General features: G+C 48.1%; 17 protein-coding genes and 1 other annotated feature. Of the genes, 11 read left to right on the top strand and 6 right to left on the bottom strand.

The features are described from left to right. Window positions 1-52 precede the first annotated feature (52 nt). Window positions 53-790: a YciK family oxidoreductase gene (locus CEQ32_RS01775; RefSeq protein WP_037419993.1), complete on the top strand. Its 738-nt coding sequence runs from the start codon at window positions 53-55 to the stop codon at window positions 788-790. Between the two features lie 64 nt (window positions 791-854). On the opposite strand, the gene CEQ32_RS01770 is transcribed toward CEQ32_RS01775, so the two are convergent. The 6 genes from CEQ32_RS01770 to rnm all read right to left on the bottom strand — a co-directional run bounded on the left by CEQ32_RS01770 (window position 855) and on the right by rnm (window position 5,854). Beyond that, window positions 855-1,817 (bottom strand): hypothetical protein, encoded by a 963-nt coding sequence (locus CEQ32_RS01770; protein ID WP_047533854.1) that lies wholly within the window; start codon window positions 1,815-1,817, stop codon window positions 855-857. A 105-nt stretch (window positions 1,818-1,922) separates the two neighbouring features. Next, complete coding sequence (rluB, locus tag CEQ32_RS01765; protein ID WP_037419997.1) at window positions 1,923-2,798, bottom strand: 23S rRNA pseudouridine(2605) synthase RluB; 876 nt, start codon at window positions 2,796-2,798, stop codon at window positions 1,923-1,925. Continuing rightward, window positions 2,791-3,387 carry an SMC-Scp complex subunit ScpB gene (scpB, locus tag CEQ32_RS01760; protein WP_088585414.1) on the bottom strand — a complete coding sequence of 199 codons (597 nt, stop codon included), beginning with the start codon at window positions 3,385-3,387 and terminating at the stop codon, window positions 2,791-2,793. The genes rluB and scpB overlap by 8 nt, the downstream gene beginning before the upstream one ends. 3 nt (window positions 3,388-3,390) lie before the next feature. Further along, window positions 3,391-4,179, bottom strand: coding sequence for a segregation and condensation protein A (locus CEQ32_RS01755; protein WP_088585413.1), 789 nt, complete (start codon window positions 4,177-4,179; stop codon window positions 3,391-3,393). Window positions 4,180-4,376: 197 nt separating this feature from the next. Beyond that, window positions 4,377-4,997 carry an L-threonylcarbamoyladenylate synthase gene (locus CEQ32_RS01750; RefSeq protein WP_037420004.1) on the bottom strand — a complete coding sequence of 207 codons (621 nt, stop codon included), beginning with the start codon at window positions 4,995-4,997 and terminating at the stop codon, window positions 4,377-4,379. Further along, the gene (gene rnm, locus CEQ32_RS01745) at window positions 4,994-5,854 is read right to left on the bottom strand and encodes an RNase RNM (protein ID WP_055648773.1); all 861 of its coding nucleotides are present in this window, start codon (window positions 5,852-5,854) and stop codon (window positions 4,994-4,996) included. The genes CEQ32_RS01750 and rnm overlap by 4 nt, the downstream gene beginning before the upstream one ends. 210 nt (window positions 5,855-6,064) lie before the next feature. Next, window positions 6,065-6,170: a sequence feature (Trp leader region), on the top strand. Between the two features lie 52 nt (window positions 6,171-6,222). Here rnm and CEQ32_RS01740 point away from each other — a divergent pair. From CEQ32_RS01740 to CEQ32_RS01695, 10 genes are all read left to right on the top strand, one after another. Beyond that, on the top strand, window positions 6,223-7,932 hold the full coding sequence (locus tag CEQ32_RS01740) for an anthranilate synthase component 1 (protein ID WP_088585412.1): 1,710 nt from the start codon (window positions 6,223-6,225) through the stop codon (window positions 7,930-7,932). Window positions 7,933-7,942: 10 nt separating this feature from the next. Further along, window positions 7,943-8,551, top strand: a complete 609-nt coding sequence (locus CEQ32_RS01735) for an aminodeoxychorismate/anthranilate synthase component II (RefSeq protein WP_088585411.1) — start codon at window positions 7,943-7,945, stop codon at window positions 8,549-8,551. Then, window positions 8,551-9,594, top strand: coding sequence for an anthranilate phosphoribosyltransferase (gene trpD, locus CEQ32_RS01730; RefSeq protein WP_088585410.1), 1,044 nt, complete (start codon window positions 8,551-8,553; stop codon window positions 9,592-9,594). The genes CEQ32_RS01735 and trpD overlap by 1 nt, the downstream gene beginning before the upstream one ends. A 77-nt stretch (window positions 9,595-9,671) precedes the next feature. Continuing rightward, on the top strand, window positions 9,672-11,081 hold the full coding sequence (gene trpCF / locus CEQ32_RS01725; protein ID WP_226871934.1) for a bifunctional indole-3-glycerol-phosphate synthase TrpC/phosphoribosylanthranilate isomerase TrpF: 1,410 nt from the start codon (window positions 9,672-9,674) through the stop codon (window positions 11,079-11,081). Between the two features lie 108 nt (window positions 11,082-11,189). Then, a complete protein-coding gene (gene trpB, locus CEQ32_RS01720) occupies window positions 11,190-12,380 on the top strand; it encodes a tryptophan synthase subunit beta (protein WP_037420018.1) in 1,191 nt (396 codons plus the stop codon). A 5-nt stretch (window positions 12,381-12,385) separates the two neighbouring features. Next, the gene (gene trpA / locus CEQ32_RS01715) at window positions 12,386-13,222 is read left to right on the top strand and encodes a tryptophan synthase subunit alpha (protein WP_055648772.1); all 837 of its coding nucleotides are present in this window, start codon (window positions 12,386-12,388) and stop codon (window positions 13,220-13,222) included. Window positions 13,223-13,430: 208 nt separating this feature from the next. Next, on the top strand, window positions 13,431-13,874 hold the full coding sequence (locus CEQ32_RS01710; protein WP_080612445.1) for a glycerate kinase: 444 nt from the start codon (window positions 13,431-13,433) through the stop codon (window positions 13,872-13,874). Between the two features lie 193 nt (window positions 13,875-14,067). Continuing rightward, window positions 14,068-14,352 (top strand): DUF2798 domain-containing protein, encoded by a 285-nt coding sequence (locus CEQ32_RS01705; protein ID WP_037428620.1) that lies wholly within the window; start codon window positions 14,068-14,070, stop codon window positions 14,350-14,352. A gap of 577 nt (window positions 14,353-14,929) precedes the next feature. Further along, complete coding sequence (locus CEQ32_RS01700; protein WP_088585408.1) at window positions 14,930-16,426, top strand: lysine N(6)-hydroxylase/L-ornithine N(5)-oxygenase family protein; 1,497 nt, start codon at window positions 14,930-14,932, stop codon at window positions 16,424-16,426. Then, window positions 16,426-17,067: a GNAT family N-acetyltransferase gene (locus CEQ32_RS01695; protein ID WP_122040728.1), complete on the top strand. Its 642-nt coding sequence runs from the start codon at window positions 16,426-16,428 to the stop codon at window positions 17,065-17,067. The genes CEQ32_RS01700 and CEQ32_RS01695 overlap by 1 nt, the downstream gene beginning before the upstream one ends. The last annotated feature ends 4 nt before the right edge of the window (window positions 17,068-17,071 follow it).

Raw genomic sequence — 17,071 nt, 5'->3', positions numbered from 1 at the left:
TTCAGCGACTCTAGAAGTGGCGGGCATTTTCGCCAAGAGGAATAAAAGGCTCATGTTGGAATATCAAGCAGCAAAAGATTTACTTAAAGGTAAAACTATTTTAGTCACTGGTGCAGGAGCAGGCATTGGTCGAGCGGCAGCTATCGAATTTGCCAAGCATGGCGCCACGGTGATTTTACTCGGTAAAACCGTTAAAAAACTCGAAGCCGTTTACGATGTTATCGAGCAAGCGGGTTATCCGATGCCAGCCATTGTGCCACTGGATTTAAAAGGTGCGACCGAACAAAACTACCGTGATATGGCCGACACGATCAGCGAACAGTTCGGCCATTTAGATGGTTTACTGCATAATGCCAGTTTACTCGGCGCCCTAGGTCCGTTTGAACACATCGATATTCCTTCTCTTGAAGATGTACTTAAAGTCAATGTCACCGCACAAGTGATGCTAACCAAGGCATTACTGCCAGTGCTACGCCAAGCACCAAGTGCCTCGATTATTTTCACCTCAAGCAGTGTTGGTCGTCAGGGCCGCGCCTACTGGGGGCCCTATGCCTTCTCGAAATTTGCCACCGAAGGCATGATGCAGGTACTCGCCCACGAATGTGATGGCACTTCAGTCCGCGTGAACAGCATTAACCCAGGCGCAACGCGCACCGAAATGCGTGCTAAAGCATACCCTGCCGAAAATCCATTGGATTTAAAAACGGCCGAAGAAATCATGCCGACTTACTTGTATTTAATGGGACAGGACTCTAGCGATATTAACGGTCAGCAATTCAATGCCCAGTAAGTAAGGCTCACTAAACGCTGTGGTATAAAAGTAAAGGGAACCGAATGGTTCCCTTTACTTTTACTCAGTCGCTGAGTCTAATTTTAGCAAAGTAAATCATTGTTTTAGACTTCTCTTGCAAGTTATCACTTTGGACTTGAATATTATCGGGAACCGATACCTGCTCGTGACTTGAATAATAACTCACCCAAAGATGATCACCTTTCAGAACAATGCCAGCATAACTAGTATCGCCCTGCGAAGGTAACGTGAGCCTCTCATGAATAGCGCCCGTATCTTGATTTATTTCAATAAGTGCAGTGCGAATGTTCCCTTCATAAAGACGTACAACCGCCATCAAACGGGATTGATAGACAAACAGCACTGGCCCGCCAATGCGTTTATCGAGTGTTTGCCAAGTCCATTGCTTGAAAGGTGGCAAGCTGTGACCCAGTAAACCTAAAAACTCGTCACTCCACACGGGATCGCGCCTTAATAAACAAAAACAACTCCCTTGGTGAAATACAAGCGAACTTTCATTTACATAACCTTGGTCATTAAAAACAGGCATCCAAGGTTTAAAGAGCTGTCCATCGTCACTTTTGTAGAAACGGGTATCTCCATCAGGCCCCGCCCGATATCCCACACCATAGAGTGCATCTTGATGCTCAGTTAAACGCCATAACCAGTAACCTTTATCAGCTACCGCCTGTGGTTCGGACCAATGTACGCCATCCTTTGAGCGCCAAAGATAGGACTGTAAACCTGATTTATCGTGCTGAGTACCGCCACCCAATAGCAACAACTCACCTCGAAATTCAATTAATTTGCCATCCCGTAAATCAGCATGAGCCGAAGTCAGCAGCGCCACACTTTGCCAATTTTCCCCGGCATCATAGGAGCAAAGAATACGTAAAGCGCCATCAGGAGATACGTGAGCAGAGCCTTCTCGAAATACACAAAATAATGCCCCTTGGTATAACACCAGATCGGTAAAAGCATTATGCTCACCTTGCGCCCAAATTCGCTTGACCGATATTAATTCCATGGTTCATCTCCTCGTCATCTTTAGGCTTGTTGTTATAGCATAACCATAGGCTACAGAAAGCAAAAAAGGCCGCAAGCGGCCTTTTAACTGGGTAACATAAACCGATTAGCTACGTTGACGCGTTGGCTTCGGTTTACCCGTTGAGGTGACTTTATGCTTACGTACAGCGCGGCGAATTTTGGCACTCTTCACCTGCGCACGGGCCACACTGTGTTTATCTGCAGCCAGCATAGTGCGAGTTTCAGGTTCAAGACCCGCTAATTGACGCAGGTAGTTAACTTGCTCAATTGGCAATTCAATCCAACCACCACGGGGTAAGGATTTAGGCAATTCCACCATACCGTAACGCACACGGATAAGACGGCTGACTTGCACCTCTTGGGATTCCCATAAACGGCGCACTTCACGGTTACGGCCTTCACGTAAACACACGTGCCACCATTGGTTCATACCCTCACCACCCGCGGCTTTAATGGCATCAAACTGTGCCATACCGTCTTCTAACATCACGCCGGTACGCAGACGTTGTACCGCAGCCTCTGGTACTTCACCAAAGGTACGAACCGCGTATTCGCGTTCAACTTCGTTAGACGGGTGCATCAAACGGTTTGCCAGTTCACCATCAGAGGTAAACAGCAATAGGCCTGAAGTGTTGATATCCAGACGGCCTACCGCAACCCAGCGCGAATCACGCACTTTAGGCAAGCGATCAAACACAGTTGGACGACCTTCAGGGTCTTTACGGCTACAAATCTCACCTTCGGGTTTGTGATAGGCCAGCACGCGGCAAATCACATCATCGGCGGACTTGAGCGATATGGCTCGACCATCGATACGTACTTTTGCATCAGCTTCGATACGATCGCCAAGATTGGCAATCACGCCATCAATACTAACTCGGCCTGCAGCAATCCATGCCTCCATCTCACGACGGGAGCCATGGCCTGCACGGGCCAAGACTTTCTGCAATTTTTCACTCATTAGTATCTTGCTCTTCTGACTGTTCAGGCGTTACTTTCAAACCCGAAAATACCGCCTGCAATGACTCAGTATCCGTAAGCGCGGGTAAATCCGCGAGGGTATCTAAGCCAAAATAGGCTAAAAATTCTAAGGTCGTGGCGTAGAGTGCGGGTCGCCCCGGGACTTCTTTATGGCCAACGACTTTAATCCAATGTCTATCTGACAAACTTTTGATGATGTGACTACTAATGGCCACACCACGCACCTGCTCAATATCACCACGGGTCACAGGTTGACGATAGGCGATCACCGCCAGAGTCTCTAATGTTGCCCGCGAATACTTAGGTGCTTTTTCCTGCCACAGGGGTTGCAAAAACGGACTCAGGACTTCCAAGGTCTGGAAGCGATAACCTCCAGCCACTTTCACAAGTTGAACACCCCGTTCCTGATAATCCTGTTGCAACTCGTCCAATGCGGCTTTGATTTTGTCTCTGGAAACACTGAAATCCGCCAACACGGTTTCTTTCAACATTTTCAACGACAAGGGTTTCCCCAATACAAACAGACTCGCTTCAATAAGCTGTTTTAATTGAATTGGATTTATCTGCATCAATTAATAGGCCTTTACATAAATAGTTGAAAACGGCTCTGTTTGGTACAATTCCACTAATAATTCTTTGACCAATTCCATTAGCGCTAAAAAGGTCACCACCACACCGGCGCGGCCTTCTTCGGCACTGAATAAACACTCAAAGGGCGTAAACGTCTCGCTATTAAGCATGGCTAAAATTTGGCTCATGCGCTCGCGGGTCGATAACTGTTCACGCTTAACATGATGATCTTCATTGGCATCGATACGTTTAAGCACCTCGCCAAAGGCGCGGGCGATTTCAAATAACGATACATCAGGCGGGATCACCAAAGGTTTGATATTTGGTGAAGGTGCCGCGATTGCTTGAAACACATCGCGTTCAAGCCGAGGTAAATCATCAATTTTTTGCGAGGCTTCCTTGATTACCTCATAGGCCTTCAATTGACGGATCAACTGGGCCCGTGGATCTTCTTCCACCTCATCTTCCGCCACCATACGCGGCAGCAGCAGACGGGATTTAATCTCGGCCAGTGTAGCCGCCATGACCAAATAATCCGAGGCCAGTTCAATACGCGCCTGAGTGAGCATCGCGATATATTCTAAATATTGCGCGGTGATCTGAGAAATGGGTAAATCGACAACATCTAATTTTTGCTTACGGATCAGATACAAAAGTAAGTCTAGCGGCCCTTCAAAGGACTCCAAGAACACTTCCAACGCCTCAGGTGGAATAAACAAATCCTGCGGCATTTCGGTCATCGCCTGACCACGAACAACGGCTAAGGGTAAACTTTGTTGCGTGCCCTGCATCCGCTATCCCCATGTAAAACAATCACCTTGAAACCGCCATTCCCAAGCAAACAGTATCAGTCTCATTAAATCGAGTTGACTCGCTTCTTCGCAAACGCGCGATTATACCCGTAATTTAATGGCGATAAAACTGCCAAATGACGGTTTTATCGGGCTAACATACGCTGCCATACACTATCGCTGAGACAAACCTGATTTTACAGAAACGGAGTCACATCCCCAGCGCCTTCACGCAGGACTTCGAACCCATCTTCCGACATATCGATGACAGTGGTTGGCTTTTCACCTAAATAACCACCATGAATAATCACATCCACTTGATGCTCTAACAGGTCGCGAATATGTTCAGGGTCCGACTCGGCAAATTCTGCGTTTGGCATCACTAAACTGGTCGACATCAACGGCGCATCTAACGCCTCGAGCAGTGCTAAGGCAATCACATTGTCTGGCACGCGGATACCAATGGTTTTTTTCTTGTCATTTTGCAGACGACGGGGCACTTCCTTACTCGCCTTAAAAATGAAAGTGTACGGCCCTGGCGTGCAACTTTTTAGGATGCGATAGGCCTGATTATCCACCTTGGCGTAGGTCGCTAATTCAGATAAGTCACGGCACATTAACGAGAAATTATGATCGTGTTCGATTTGACGAATGCGAGTAATGCGCGTCATTGCGTCTTTCTCACCGATCATGCAACCGAGGGCATAACCCGAATCGGTTGGATACACAATTACGCCGCCGGACTTCAGCACAGCCACGGCTTGACTAATCAAACGTGTCTGTGGATTTACTTCGTGTACATAAAAAAATTGACTCATGGTCGTTCCACCCAAGATCCCGACTGCCAGACCCAATCAATACCTTGAGGCTGGTAGAGATTTTTACCTAATTCAATCCAATTGCTTGGAAAGTGAAAATCACTTCCTATCGATGCAAGCAACTGATTTTGGACACTCAGCGCCACTAAATTGGCCCTATCATCCACCGTTTGCTGGCCGAGCACCACTTCCATGGCATCCCCACCAGCTTCTTTAAATTCTCGCACTAAACGCTTTAACCACTTGGTAGACAGCTTATAACCACTCGGATGGGCCAATACCGCGAGCCCACCCGCGTTGTGGATCACCTTAATTGCGCTGGCCATATCGCCCCAATTATTGGGCACATAACCCGTCTTACCACGGGCTAAGTAACGCTTAAATACACTGGGCATATCCACCGCATAACCGTGATCGGCAAGCCAACGAGCATAGTGACCACGGCTTAACGCTGCGCCTGCCGCAATTGCTTTTGCGCCTTCATAGGCGCCTTCGATCCCGGCTTTAGCCAATCGATGGCCGATTTCTTCGGCGCGAAGCTCACGTAACTCACGCTGGTTTTCTAAAAACGTTAATAACTCTGTGTGGGTTTCATCAAAATTGAGCGCCACAATGTGAATATCATAACTATTCCATCGGGTTGAAATCTCAACCCCAGAAATCAGCTTTAACGGTTCGGTCTGCGCTTGATTGAAGGCGCGGGCTTCACTTAAGCCTGCAACCGTATCGTGATCCGTTATCGCAAATAACTGCACGCCCTTTTCAAGGGCTCTGGCGACCAGCTCGGACGGCGTGAGATGACCGTCGGATGCGGTCGTGTGGCTGTGCAAGTCAGCCAAGATGCTTTGAGTATTCATGCCGTTATTGTACGTTAATTTAAGATGAAATGTGCATTTATCTCACACTTTATCCAGCAGGAACCGCATTTGACACAGTGAGTTAGCCACATGAATCCATCATTTTGAAAAATATTCAATTGACTTTCGCCTCAGGCTCATGTTTTCTATAGCTCAACTAACGAATTATTGAGACCCTTTTGAATGACCCATACTAACGCTTCTTTCAACATCATTTGGTGGTGGCACTTCCCAACGTAGCGGGTGGTGTGAAGCTCTGTGCTCATTTGAAAGTAACAGAATCAACAAAAGCCCGCAGAAATGCGGGCTTTTTTGTTGGTGCGAAAAATGTCTGCAACGCGGTAAACGGATAAAAGCGAGATAACAGCATGACCCTAAAGACATTTAATCAGGTTACCCAAGCCGATGGAGGGAATTTCCCCTCACCTCCGCAGACATTTGCACGTTCACATACGCTCAAGGCCACCTTGGCATACCATAGCGATCCGCTGCGTTTGTACCAACACATCACTCAAGATGCGCCCCATACCATGTTGTTGGAATCAGCGGAAATCGACAGCAAGGAAAATCTTAAGAGCATGGTGATGACCCATGCGGCGCTGATGATCCGCTGCGACGGGTATTGTTTACGCTTTAGCGCACTGAGCGACAATGGTGCCAGTTTACTTGCCCCCATCGAGCAATTTTTTCGTGCTCGCTCAAGCCAAACTCAATGCCAACGCGATGGCCACAACCTAGTGGTCACGCTACAAAAAGACACTGAGCTTAAGGACGAAGATGCCCGCTTAAAGTCCACCTCGCCACTTGATGGTTTACGCTTGTTTGTTAAACATATCGACTGTGGCGCTCATACTGACAGTCAATCCAAGCCGGCATTCGAAGACTTATTTTTAGGTGGCGTACTTTCCTACGATTTGATTGATACAGTGGAGCCACTGCCTAAAGCACCAAATGGTGCAAATGATTGCCCTGATTATTTATTTTATCTTGCCGAAACCTTAATTCTTATTGATCACAAGCAAAAACAAGCCGAAATCATCACCCACAATTTTAGTGAAGGTTCTGCAAAACAGGTTGAGGTGACCCAAGCCTTAGCCAAACGAGCTAGCCACATTAGCGCTGACTGCCAAACCTTAGCCAATGATATAGAACCTGCGCCCGCGCTGGTTGGGATAACAGCGACTGAGCAAGTCAATATCAGTGATGAGGCCTTTAAACAAACCGTTATCGATTTAAAAGAACACATTATTGCGGGCGATATCTTCCAAGTGGTGCCCTCACGCAGTTTTAGCCTGCCCTGCCCAAATACTTTAGGGGCTTACCGCGCGCTGCGATTAACCAACCCCAGCCCCTATATGTTTTATTTCAGGGGCCATGACTTCACCCTTTTTGGCGCCTCACCCGAGAGCGCGCTGAAATATGAAGCCAGCAATAATCAGGTCGAAGTCTACCCGATTGCAGGTACCCGTAAGCGCGGCAAAACCGCCAGCGGCGAGATTGATTTCGACCTCGATAGCCGTATCGAACTCGAATTGCGCTTAGATAAAAAAGAGCTCTCCGAGCACTTAATGTTGGTTGATTTAGCCCGTAATGATATCGCTCGAATCAGCCAAAGTGGCAGTCGTAAAGTAGCCGAGTTACTTAAAGTCGACCGTTATTCCCACGTAATGCACTTAGTCAGCCGCGTTACTGGCCAATTACGCCAAGACTTAGATGCGCTCCACGCCTACCAAGCCTGTATGAATATGGGCACCCTGGTTGGCGCCCCGAAAGTGCGCGCCTCGCAATTGGTGCGTCAGGCGGAAAAGACCCGCCGAGGCAGCTATGGCGGCGCCGTAGGTTACCTCAACGCCCTTGGGGATATGGACACCTGTATCGTTATCCGCTCCGCCTTTGTGAAAGACGGTGTTGCTCATATCCAAGCAGGAGCTGGCGTGGTATTTGACTCAGATCCTCAAAGTGAAGCCGATGAAACCCGCCAAAAGGCGCAGGCAGTGATTTCAGCCATCAAAATGGGCGCAGGCTTGGATGAAAGCCATCAAGCAACTGCGACCACTACGACTGAACAACCAAGATAAGGAGCCTAAGATGAAACTCTATTTACTCGATAACTTTGACTCCTTCACCTACAACTTAGTCGACCAATTTAGAAGCCTTGGCTGTGAAGTAGTGATCTACCGTAACGATGTTGCCGCCGACTATATTGCCGACAAGCTGTTGGCGGAAACCGAGCCTAGCGCCTTAGTCTTATCGCCAGGCCCAGGTGCGCCCCATGAAGCGGGCTCCATGATGGCGCTAATAGACAAAGTCGCGGGCAAAGTGCCTATGCTGGGGATCTGTCTAGGTCATCAAGCCATGGTGGAATATTACGGCGGTAAAGTGGAGCGCGCGCCTTTTGTCGTGCACGGTAAAGCCAGTCCCACCTTCCATAATGGTGAAGGCGTGTTTGCTAACTTACCTTCGCCCTTACCTGTCGCCCGCTACCACAGTTTAGTAGCCACAAAAGTACCTGATTGTCTTGATGTTATTGCCACCACAGAAGATATGCCTATGGCGATTTTGCATGCCGAGCACAGGGCAGTCGGTTTTCAGTTTCATCCCGAATCCATTTTAACGACCTTGGGCAGCACATTGTTAACCCAAACCTTACGCTTTTTGACTCAAGACATCGCCCACAATACCGCAGGAGCGCAATAATGAATGCAACATCGATTCAGCCCCTGCTCGATATTTTGTTTCAGGGCAAGGCATTAACACGCGAGCAAACCGCCAGCCTCTTTAGCACCCTTATCCAAGGTGAAATGAATGAGGCCGTGATGGCGGCGATGTTAATGGCGCTTAAAATTCGCGGTGAAACCATTGCCGAAATCAGTGGCGCCGCCGATGCGATGCGCGCCGCCGCTAAGCCATTTCCCTACCCAGCCTCAAGCCGTAACCAAGGGATTATCGATATCGTCGGCACCGGTGGCGATGGTTTTAATACCATCAATATTTCCACCACAGCTGCCTTTGTCGCCGCAGCCGCTGGCGCCAAGGTTGCAAAACACGGTAATCGTTCCGTCTCGAGCAAATCGGGCTCTTCAGATTTACTCGCCCAATTTGGCATCGATTTAACCATGTCACCCGAGCAGGCGAGCCGCTGCCTCGAATCACTCAATCTGTGTTTCCTGTTTGCGCCCCACTACCATGGCGGTGTCAAACATGCAGTACCTGTGCGCCAAGCGTTGAAAACTCGCACTTTATTCAATGTGTTAGGGCCATTGATTAACCCAGCGCACCCAGAATTTATGCTGCTTGGGGTGTATAGCCCAGAGCTGGTGACACCCATTGCACGCGTACTGCAAGCCCTCGGCACGCAAAGAGCCATGGTGGTACACGGCAGTGGTTTAGATGAAGTGGCGCTCCATGGCAGCACACAGGTCGCCGAACTCAAAGACGGTGAGATTATTGAATATCAATTAACGCCGGCGGATTTTGGTGTGCCGCAGGCCCACATTAGTGAGCTTGAAGGAGGCGAACCTGCGCAAAACGCCAAAATCACTCAATCAATTTTGCAAGGGCAAGGCAGCGATGCCCACACCCATGCGGTTGCCATCAATGCCGGTTGTGCCTTATATCTGTGTGGCCTATCGGACTCAGTCAAAGTCGGCACCGCCCTTGCGCTCAATACCATAAAAAGTGGCAAAGCCTTTGAATTACTGAATCAACTCGCTAAAGTCAGCAGCGAAGCACAGGAATAATGACCATGGCACAGGTTCAACAACCCGAGGCGCATCGCTCGGAAGATAATCAAGCATCGCAGGATGTAAGGGGTAGCATGCAAACCAGCACCGCAAAAGCAAACGTTTTAACCCGTATCGTCGATACAAAGGCCGCCCATATCGCCGCCCTTAAGTTGCGCTTTCCTGAAGACAGCTTAACCCCCAAGATTTCGGATCGTAGTTTATTTGCCGCCTTAAAAGCCCCGAAGGCGGGTTATATTTTAGAGTGCAAAAAGGCCAGTCCATCCAAAGGCTTAATCCGTAAAGACTTTGATGTCGAAGCCATCGCTTCTATTTATACCCAATATGCTGCTGGGATTTCGGTATTAACCGATGAGCAATTTTTCCAAGGGGACATGGACTATATCCCGAAAGTGCGGGCCAAAGTGAGCCAACCGATTCTGTGTAAAGACTTTTTTGTTGATGAGTATCAAATCAAATTGGCGGCTCATCAGGGCGCCGATGCGATTCTGTTGATGCTTTCAGTGCTCGATGATGAGCGATATCAACAACTTGCCAACGAGGCGGCCAAGTATCAACTCGATGTGCTGACCGAAGTCAGTAATGAGGAAGAACTTGAGCGCGCCATCGCCTTAAATGCACCGATTATTGGTATTAATAACCGTAATTTGCGGGATTTAAGTACCGATTTAGCCACCACAGAAGCCCTTGCGCCACACATTGGCAGCGATCGCGTGGTGATCAGCGAATCGGGCATTTACACTAACGATCAAGTGCGCCGCTTAAGTCCATTGGTCGATGGCTTCTTGGTCGGGAGCTCGATTATGGCCGAAGAAGACATTGATTTAGCCTGCCGTAAATTGATCTTCGGTCACAATAAAGTCTGCGGTCTCACCCGCCTTGAAGATATTCAAGCGGCGGCCACTGCTGGCGCCGTGTATGCTGGGCTGATTTTTGCTGAAAAATCGCCACGCGCGCTCACTAAAGATGCCGCCAAACAATTAGTACAGCAATACCGCGCCGCTAACTTGCCCGCCATTGAGTTTGTCGGGGTGTTTGTTAATAGCACGCCTGAGTTCATGGCGAGTATCGCCCAAGAATGTGGCTTAGCCACGCTGCAACTGCACGGCAGCGAAACTGAGCTGGAAATTGCCGAGCTAAGCCAATTACTGCAACAGGCCGGACTGAGCACCCAAATCTGGAAGGCGGTCAGTGTCGATGCTCAAAGCGGCGAACTTGCTGCTATGCCAAGAGGGGTACAGCGTTATCTCTTCGATAGCAAGAATGACGCAGGTTTTGGTGGTACTGGGCAAGCCTTTGATTGGCAACTCCCCATTGCCCATAAAGCCGAGGCCATGCTTGCGGGCGGCCTCAATGCTGACAATGCTGCCCGAGCCAATGCCCAAGGATTTTACGGTTTAGATTTTAACTCTGGCCTCGAAACGGCCCCCGGCATTAAGTCGGCAGAGAAAATCCAAGCGGCATTTAGTCAATTACGACTCTAGACCCACTTTTATAAAAACCTGTGCAAAGCACAGGCTAGCAAGAATTGAAACTCGATGGCGTTAACCTAAACCGCCATTGAAACAAATGAATAGGATAAGGAACAAGGTATGTCACAGTTAAAGCTTAACCCTTATTTCGGCGAATATGGTGGTATGTATGTACCGCAGATTTTAGTCCCCGCCCTCAAGCAACTTGAGAGTGCTTTTGTCGACGCACAAACCGATGAGTCCTTCCAAGCCGAGTTTACCGACTTACTGAAAAACTACGCGGGTCGCCCCACGGCGCTCACCTTAACCCGTAATTTAAGCCCCAATCCCATGGTTAAAATCTACCTCAAGCGGGAAGATTTACTCCACGGCGGCGCCCATAAAACCAACCAGGTATTAGGCCAAGCGTTACTGGCTAAGCGTATGGGTAAAAAAGAAATCATTGCCGAAACGGGTGCAGGCCAACACGGTGTTGCCACCGCCCTTGCCTGTGCACTGCTGGGATTAAAATGCAAAGTGTATATGGGCGCGAAAGACGTTGCCCGCCAATCACCTAACGTATTTAGAATGCGGCTGATGGGCGCCGAGGTTATCCCTGTAACCTCTGGTTCTGCCACCTTAAAAGACGCCTGTAACGAGGCGATGCGCGACTGGTCTGGTAGCTACGAAAAAGCCCACTATCTGCTCGGCACAGCTGCTGGACCACATCCGTTCCCGACCATAGTGCGTGAATTCCAACGTATTATTGGTGAAGAAACCAAAAAACAAATACTTGAGCGCGAAGGTCGCCTGCCCGATGCGGTCATCGCCTGTGTCGGCGGCGGCTCCAATGCTATCGGGATGTTTGCCGACTTTATTGATGAAGCCAATGTTGAGCTGATTGGCGTCGAGCCTGCGGGTAAAGGTATTGATACCCATATGCACGGCGCGCCGCTAAAACATGGTAAAACCGGGATTTTCTTTGGTATGAAAGCCCCATTGATGCAGGACAACGAAGGCCAAATCGAAGAGTCTTACTCGATTTCAGCAGGATTAGACTTTCCCTCGGTCGGCCCACAGCATGCCCATTTGAACGCCATCGGCCGTGCCCGCTATGAATCGGCCACCGATGATGAAGCCCTAGAAGCCTTCCAATTACTGGCTCGCAGCGAAGGGATTATTCCGGCGCTCGAATCGGCCCACGCCCTAGCCTATGCAATGCGTCTGGCGAAAGAGTGCACCAAAGAGACCATTTTGGTTGTCAACCTCTCAGGCCGAGGCGATAAGGATATTTTCACTGTGTCAGACATTTTAAACGGTAAAGAGGAATAACTAAGATGAGCAGCATTTCAAACCAAACTATCCCTCATCAAGCTGGCCGTTATCACGCCGCTTTTAGCCGTTTAAAAGCCGAAGGCCGCGGCGCCTTTGTGCCCTTTGTTACTTTGGGTGATCCTAGTCCTGAGCTGTCACTGAAAATTATCGACACCTTAGTGCAAAACGGTGCCGATGCGCTGGAGTTAGGCTTTCCCTTCTCTGATCCTCTCGCCGATGGCCCCGTGATCCAAGGCGCAAATCTCAGAGCCTTAGCCGCGGGTACAACACCAACAGCCTGCTTTGAATTGCTGGCCAAGATCCGCGCTAAATACCCTGAACTTCCAATTGGGTTATTGCTGTATGCGAACCTCGTATTCGCCAATGGCATAGATGCTTTTTATGCCAAAGCGCAGCAAGCGGGCGTGGATTCAGTGTTAATTGCCGATGTGCCAGTTGAAGAAGCCGCACCATTTATTCAAGCGGCCAAAGCCCATGGCATTGCGCCAATTTTTATTGCGCCGCCCAATGCCGACAGTGACACCCTTGCGAAGGTCAGCCAAAGTGGTGAAGGCTATACCTATCTATTGTCCCGCGCTGGCGTAACAGGTACAGACACTAAGGCAGGTACGCCCGTTGAAGAAATTTTAGCTAAGCTGCAAGCATTTAATGCGCCGCCACCGCTATTAGGCTTTGGGATTGCAGAGCCTGCTCAAGTGAGCGCCGCCATTCAAGCAGGCGCCGCGGGTGCAATTTCTGGCTCGGCCGTGGTGAAAATTATCGAAACCTATCAACAGGATGAAGTGAAACTACTTGCAGCATTAGGCGATTTTACCCGCGCGATGAAAGCGGCAACCTAATCTATTCATCTGAATAACGTCCCGATTTAGGGCCAAATCAGCAGAGTTGGCCCTTTTTTATATATTCCCCATAGCAGTAACAACCATGGCTAGCACAGAATCAACAGCATCTTAAAACTGTCAAACCCAAGGCTTATATTAGGATCTGTGTCTCATGCGTTTACGAGATAAATGTTAATATAGCGCAAATAATATCGACGCTTTTGTTATGGTAAATGGACTTTATATGCAGTATCGGATCTATATTCTCGACGTCACCCCCTGGGGCTGTGGTTTTCAAGGTGAAGTCGCCGCCCAATGGGATAATGGCGCTCCAGTGTGGTTTTACTATCAAGGCAATGATCAACAAGCTAAGCAACGTTTCCCCGTCAATCAATGGGTGACGGTTGAACTGTTTGGCCGTTTAGCCAAGGCAAATTTGCAAACCGACATTATTGAACATCGCCAAAGTCTGCAATTCCCCAAACATAATTGTCACTTTGAGGCCTCGGGACAAATTGTTGAAATCACCCAAACGCCTGATGATACTGTGTATTTACTGCAATCAAGTTTCACCCTACCCTTTGATAATGAACTCGGTACCTCACCAATTTCTCGCGGTCACTGGGTCAACGTTACCGGGGAATTATGGGCAACCAATTGGCAAGCCTAGGCGATAAAACGATTAGTTCTGATTATTCACCCAACGCAAAACGACCAGTATCGGTCTGTATCACCATAGCTTTTGCCGTGTTTTGCTCCTAAAATGGCGAACGGATTGCGCTTTGGGTTTACATAAATACATGTAAATCTTAAGCACTAATCAGCAAGCTCTTTCGCCTAAGTCACACCCTGTTGAGGTTTCCATGTCCAGCTTACACTCTGTACCAACAAATAAAAGCCGCACTATTTTTGGTACACCAAAGTTACCCGCAAAATACGCCACAGTTGTGATGCCATTTTTTCTTTCTATTTTAATGAGTTGCATCGTTTCTGGGATCAGTACTTTTAATGGTGTCGGCGCATCAGCACAATTTGTTGAGCTCTGGTTGAGCGCATGGTTTATCTCTTGGGTGGTGGCATTCCCGACTCTGCTGATGGTATTGCCCCTAGTGCGTAAACTTACCGCCGCTTTTGTGCAATTACCTTAGGCCTTTGCTTCTCCCTCTGCTTTTGACTCCACAAAAAGCCATTTTTAAGATGGCTTTTACGTTTGCTTATCCACTCTTTTATAGCTGACTAGCAGTGTTAATTGACGAACTAATTCGGATTTACAGTCGATTTACACTCAGCAGTTATTCATACTTTCGTTGCCTCCTAAAAAGCCACTAAAAACAATTAGTGCAAAATCTCACCAACCAAAAAACAACTTAATTAACTGTTTTTAAATAAATATTATTTTTGATAATACATTTAGACACCTCTTAGACCTTCCTTCTTCCCCATTGATCAACTCACCGACAAACCGTATTTCAGCCTTTTATTTAACAGTCAAAAGTACGACTCATCCGACAAGTGGCAAATGAGAATGATTTGCATTTGTAATTTTTATGATGCTAATTTATTCCTCGTTGCACTGAGCAAGTAATAGCAAAACAAGCGGTAAAGCTCCTGTTCGGCAGCACAAAAGAATGATTCATAAAGCAACAGTAGAGAGGTCCACTCATCTACTCATCCATCAGTCGATGGTGGCTGCAACCGTTTTAATAGGAATTCAAGGAGGCGTAAGTGACTACCCCAAAAAAGGAAACTGATCGTACGATTTACGATCTACTCGGCATTGGCATAGGCCCATTTAATCTAGGACTGGCGGCTCTGTGTGAACCTCTTAATAACTTCAGCTGTTTATTTTTAGATGCTAAAACCGAGTTTGATTGGCACCCGGGTATGCTGATCAACTCCTCTCGATTACAAACACCTTTTATGTCCGATTTGGTCACTATGGCCGATCCGACAAGTCGTTTTAGTTATCTTAACTTTGCCAAACAAACAGGCCGACTCTATTCCTTTTATATCCGTGAAAACTTCTTTCTCCCAAGGCATGAATATAACCAATATTGCCAATGGGTTAGCACACAACTATCCAATCTGAGATTCAGTTTTAAGGTCACACAATTAGATTACAACGCCGGTGAAGGCATCTACCATGTTACGGGAGTAGATAGACGCAGTGGTAAACCCCACACTTATCTCTGCCGCAAACTGGTATTAGGTACAGGCACAACTCCCTATCTACCCGATAATTGCCCAATTCAAGACCCGCGTGTGATGCACAGCGCCAGCTATATGCGGCAAAAAGCCTACTTGCAAAGCCAAAATGCTATCACAGTGATTGGCAGTGGCCAAAGTGCTGCGGAAATCTTTTATGACCTTCTACAAGATATTGAAATATATGGTTATCAACTAAATTGGATGACCCGCTCGCCACGCTTTTATCCGCTGGAATACACCAAACTCACCCTAGAGATGACCTCGCCAGATTATGTGGATTATTTCCACGAACTGTCGCCGGAAAAACGCCATCGCTTAATCGCAGAGCAAAAGTCCCTCTACAAGGGGATCAATGCCGAGCTAATCAACGATATTTATGACCTGCTTTACCAAAAGCGTTTAGTCAGCGATATCCAATGCCAGCTGCTGACTAACGTGGCACTGACAGCAATCGATACCTCGGGCGACAAGCTGACACTCAAGTTCAACCACCTCGAGCAAGAATATGCCTTCGAGCAACTGACAGGTGCCGTCGTCTTAGGCACTGGCTATCAATATCATTTACCTGATTTTATTCAAGGAATTAAATCACAAATCGAATTTGATGATCGTGGCCAACTCGCCATCCAGCGTGACTATGGCATCGATGTCAGAGGCGATATTTTTATCCAAAATGCGGGCCTACATACTCATGGCATTAGCTCACCCGATTTGGGTATGGGCTGCTATCGCAATGCCATCATTCTGCAAGCGGTTTTAGGTTACGCCCCCTATCCGATTGAAACGCGGATCGCCTTCCAAACCTTTGACCCCAACAACATCAACGACGCGAAAAACCAACCCGTCGAAAGCAACACTCACTCAGCGGTTGCATCTTCTAAGCCTTGTCAGGAGTCAAATCCGTCAGCCAACCCCACGCAACAACCCAGTAATGAGCCACAAACCGTGCTACGGATAAGCCCTTCTGGTGGCAGTGCATCGGCCTTAATGGCACCGAATAAGGAGGCACTGTAATGGCCAGCCAATGGAGCCAACGCTGTTTAGATTTGCTCTCAAAACAGATTGTAATCAATGAGTTTGTGCTTAAACCACTGAACCTTGAGCAAGACATTGCCATGCTGCAATCATGGCTTAACCAAGACTATGCCAAGTTTTGGGGCATGCAGGGGATGAGTCTTGATGCACTTGCTCAAGCGATGGCGCCAAGCGAGCACAAGTTCTCGCTGATCGGTGAATGGCAAACCAAACCGCTGTTTATGGTGGAACTCTACGATCCCTCCCATGACGAAATTGGCCAGCACTATCAGGTTAAGCCGCTCGATTGCGGTATGCATTTAATCCTTGCGCCGATTGAAGGCAAACCCGTTCATGGCTTATCCCGCCAAGTGATGGAGGCTATCGCCCAACTAGTTCTTGAAACCCTTGCTTTTACGCGACTGGTAGTCGAGCCAGATCAGCAAAACCACAAAATCCACCGCTTAAATTGCCAAATTGGGATCCGTTATCAAAAAGCCATCCAACTCAGTACCAAAGCCGCATTTTTAGGTTTTTGCAGTGCCCAAAGCTGCCAGACGGCAACTCAAGCTGCCCCCCAATTGCCGAGTGAAAATCGTCCTGTTACCCAGTCACTTTTAACCTTATCACTTTGTAGGTGAACCG

Origin of the sequence: Shewanella sp. FDAARGOS_354 (assembly GCF_002209245.2) — a bacterium.
GTDB lineage: Bacteria > Pseudomonadota > Gammaproteobacteria > Enterobacterales > Shewanellaceae > Shewanella > Shewanella xiamenensis.
The sequence above is the reverse complement of the archived record's forward strand: the minus strand, read 5'-3'. Positions and strand labels throughout refer to the sequence as shown.

Coding starts and splice junctions, on each gene's coding strand:
- CEQ32_RS01775 (WP_037419993.1), top strand. CDS start 53: ATGTTGGAATATCAAGCAGCAAAAGATTTACTTAAAGGTAAAACTATT.
- CEQ32_RS01770 (WP_047533854.1), bottom strand. CDS start 1,817: ATGGAATTAATATCGGTCAAGCGAATTTGGGCGCAAGGTGAGCATAAT.
- rluB (WP_037419997.1), bottom strand. CDS start 2,798: ATGAGTGAAAAATTGCAGAAAGTCTTGGCCCGTGCAGGCCATGGCTCC.
- scpB (WP_088585414.1), bottom strand. CDS start 3,387: ATGCAGATAAATCCAATTCAATTAAAACAGCTTATTGAAGCGAGTCTG.
- CEQ32_RS01755 (WP_088585413.1), bottom strand. CDS start 4,179: ATGCAGGGCACGCAACAAAGTTTACCCTTAGCCGTTGTTCGTGGTCAG.
- CEQ32_RS01750 (WP_037420004.1), bottom strand. CDS start 4,997: ATGAGTCAATTTTTTTATGTACACGAAGTAAATCCACAGACACGTTTG.
- rnm (WP_055648773.1), bottom strand. CDS start 5,854: ATGAATACTCAAAGCATCTTGGCTGACTTGCACAGCCACACGACCGCA.
- CEQ32_RS01740 (WP_088585412.1), top strand. CDS start 6,223: ATGACCCTAAAGACATTTAATCAGGTTACCCAAGCCGATGGAGGGAAT.
- CEQ32_RS01735 (WP_088585411.1), top strand. CDS start 7,943: ATGAAACTCTATTTACTCGATAACTTTGACTCCTTCACCTACAACTTA.
- trpD (WP_088585410.1), top strand. CDS start 8,551: ATGAATGCAACATCGATTCAGCCCCTGCTCGATATTTTGTTTCAGGGC.
- trpCF (WP_226871934.1), top strand. CDS start 9,672: ATGCAAACCAGCACCGCAAAAGCAAACGTTTTAACCCGTATCGTCGAT.
- trpB (WP_037420018.1), top strand. CDS start 11,190: ATGTCACAGTTAAAGCTTAACCCTTATTTCGGCGAATATGGTGGTATG.
- trpA (WP_055648772.1), top strand. CDS start 12,386: ATGAGCAGCATTTCAAACCAAACTATCCCTCATCAAGCTGGCCGTTAT.
- CEQ32_RS01710 (WP_080612445.1), top strand. CDS start 13,431: ATGGTAAATGGACTTTATATGCAGTATCGGATCTATATTCTCGACGTC.
- CEQ32_RS01705 (WP_037428620.1), top strand. CDS start 14,068: ATGTCCAGCTTACACTCTGTACCAACAAATAAAAGCCGCACTATTTTT.
- CEQ32_RS01695 (WP_122040728.1), top strand. CDS start 16,426: ATGGCCAGCCAATGGAGCCAACGCTGTTTAGATTTGCTCTCAAAACAG.